Source organism: Lysinibacillus sphaericus OT4b.31, from assembly GCF_000392615.1.
Classification (GTDB): Bacteria; Bacillota; Bacilli; order Bacillales_A; family Planococcaceae; genus Lysinibacillus; species Lysinibacillus sphaericus_B.
Genome location: NZ_KB933445.1, coordinates 1 through 3,059, shown reverse-complemented (window position 1 = coordinate 3,059; position 3,059 = coordinate 1). Strand labels below are relative to the sequence as shown.

At 37.0% G+C, this 3,059-nt stretch carries 3 protein-coding genes; all 3 read right to left on the bottom strand.

The genetic code is table 11. The features are described from left to right. The coding region (locus H131_RS22775; protein WP_010861494.1) for an RHS repeat domain-containing protein at window positions 1–752 on the bottom strand (752 nt) is incomplete at its 3' end. A 710-nt stretch (window positions 753–1,462) separates the two neighbouring features. Then, window positions 1,463–2,083: a hypothetical protein gene (locus H131_RS22770; RefSeq protein WP_010861493.1), complete on the bottom strand. Its 621-nt coding sequence runs from the start codon at window positions 2,081–2,083 to the stop codon at window positions 1,463–1,465. Window positions 2,084–2,096: 13 nt separating this feature from the next. Continuing rightward, window positions 2,097–3,059, bottom strand: a 963-nt coding sequence (locus tag H131_RS25925) for an RHS repeat domain-containing protein (protein ID WP_010861492.1), incomplete at its 5' end; no start/stop codon positions are given.

The window sequence follows — 3,059 nt, the reverse complement described above, 5'->3', positions numbered from 1 at the left end:
TCAGAACTCTTCTCTATTCGTCTACCTAGTGAGTCATACTTGAAAGTAACTTCTGTCTTATCTGGTCTAATGACCTTCGACATCATGCCGTTGCCAAAGTATTCGTACTTCCACGTATCACCATTCTTTTCGACTTTCTGAACGAGATTCCCTTCCTCATCATAAGAGAATATTGCCTCTTTCGTTTCAAGTAATCTGCTTCCAGCGCCATAGACACGATCTTTTTTGTCTTTTGTTTCATACAAATTCCCGACATCGTCCACACTGCGATATAAGAAATTAAATTGACAACTGTCTTGATTGGCCCACACGAGGTTACTGAATTCGTCGTAGCCATAGGTCACTCGAACACCTGTTAACTCGTTGACCATGCTTCGTAATTGGTGATTAACATCCCAATTATAGACGCGTCTTCGTGTATCGCGGTTTTGACTACTTACTCGATGCTGTGTTGGTCTACCGGTCACATCATATTGCCATTTGCTGATAACATCTCCTGGCAGGATTCTCTCAATCTCTTGACCAAGTTCATTGTATTGCATCGCTGCTGTCCACTTGTCTTGTTCTAAGCGAGAGGCAGTGATTTGCGACACATTGCCCATTTCATTACGAGCGACATCGATTTTTGCACCTAGGCTACTTGTAATCTGTGAACGATTACCTAATTCATCATAGCTACTCGCAATCCAATGGTCATTCTGCCACTCCTTGATGACTTGTCCAGATGGATCTCGCTCCAGCTTTACGTTCACATGTTCATTGGCAGTCTCTATTAACGAACCATTTTTGTCATAGCCAAACGTTTCCCAGGTATCGTCATAATAATCTGAGCGAATGACATTTCCTAAACCATCATGCTGATACGCTGTCCAACGATTATCTGGACGAACAATCCTCTACACTAATCCTGCCTGACTTCGTTCATATGCGAGCCATAAACGCCCTAAAATAAAGGCTTCTAGCAGTTTCGGCTACCCTTGTAAAAAATTGTTTCAGATGAAGATAGAATATAAGTATATAAAAATAATTCCATCTCTTACACAAAAAAACATATGTAAAGTAAGAATTTATAACCTCTTCTTTACATATGTTTTGGTATCATAATATGTCCTTGCTTTTGTTTAATTTGAAAAACGGATTTAACTCTGCCGCTAATTCGTTGACTTTCGCTTTAATATATCCATGTTATAAAGACCAAGCAAAACTTGTTTTGATGGGTTATTGGTATCTACATTACTAGCTAAAGTAATCACTCTCACACCCTGTGTACTCGTCATACAAAAAAGGTGATAAAGTAGTTCCACATTTCGTGTACCAAAAAATCAAAGCCAACAAATACTATGCCTATTCAAGATGCCATTAAACCGCTCTTTTCGCAGGTAATTGTTCGAAATTCGTTTGACTTGAATATTTAACGATACTATTTAGTCGTTCGTGTAAATGTATTTTTCATTTCTTCACATTAAGAATATTGCCAATAGCCTTTTATGGGGTTCTCAATCGAACTTTCTAAAATCTGTGCATATAAATATAGAGCACCGAACGCAAAGGGATAACTTTTTCTTGGCTTTATTAGTGTATCTGGATATCCTTCCTCATCGACCTGGAATATAAAACTATAACCATCATCATGCAACTCCTTATAATAATACTCTTCTTCTTGAATATGCTTTGGTGTTCCCCCAAATTTGATAAGAAAACTTTCTTTAAATGATTTTTTATCACTTACAATATTAGCTTCCGAAATAAAGTGCTTTACTAAATCAGGATTGGTAAAAGTTTCAAATTTGCTCTCTTCTGTTTTAGGATGTTTAAATGTTAATAACGAACAATTTGGATACCTATTTTTAGAAATACGTTCTTCAAAATTTTCAGGAGCGAAAATGGAAATCATTTCATTTTCATCAAAAGGGTTAACTATAGACAAATAAAAATTCAACTTAGTTTCTTTATTTACCATGCCTTCCAATTCATCAAAATATACTGGTGCATTCCCTCCGATCCATCCACTACGGCTATCATTTTCACTCGCTTGAAAAATCATACACTCTTTTCGTTCTTTAAGAATTTTAAAATCTCTCATTGTAATCCCCCTTCTATTTTACATTACATGGTATAAGCCCATGTTTTTGCCCATGCTCGATAGCTGCAGTCCTAAGTTCTTTTACCTTTTCTGTCGCAAATATTTTTGCACTTGCTTTATCCATCCCTCTATTGTTTACCAGTTCATCTATAATGCCACGTCTAGTTAGCGCAGCATTCCTATTAATGTTCTGCAGTGCAGTTTGATTTTGTAATACATTTTTGCTATGCATTCCATATCTATTTTGCAAAGCACTTATTCTTTGATGAAGAGGAACTTCAGTAAGTGCAATAGCTGGATTATGCCTTGACATTGGACCTTTAAGACGTTCTACACCTTTATTATGTTTTAACCAAGCATTCTGCAATAATTCATGTGCTGTAAATCCATCATTCATGTGAAGCTTACTACCATAACGAGCAATCCCAAATTCGTTCAATAACCCTAATGGATCCGTTATTATAAGTGGATTACTTACATACCCATACAAAGTAGGGTTACTACCAGCAAGCCCAATCGGATCCTGTTGTGTATAAATCCCCTCACTTGGTGAATAATACCGAAATCTGTTATAGTAGAGCCCCGTTTCCCCATCCTCATACTGCCCTTGATATCGGAATGGTATGAAATCCTTCTCACCAGTCAATTCTTTTACATGACCATAAATATCTAGTTCACTTGACCAAATCTGCTTACCTTCCGTATCATAAGCTCCAACAGGTGTACCCAAATAATCGCTTATAATACTGTAATTACCTTCACTTGTAATTTTAGCAGAAGGAACAAATGAATCTTCATCAAATACCCAAGTTATAAGACTTCTGTCAATGTTTGCAGCGCCATGTGATGTAGTGTTAGAAGATGCATTCGAAGCACCATCTTCACAAGTATAGCTACCTTCAACCCACTCATGTAGAATTGTATTCCCTTCCCACACAAAATTAGTAGCCCTACCTTCAGAACTCTTCTCTATTCG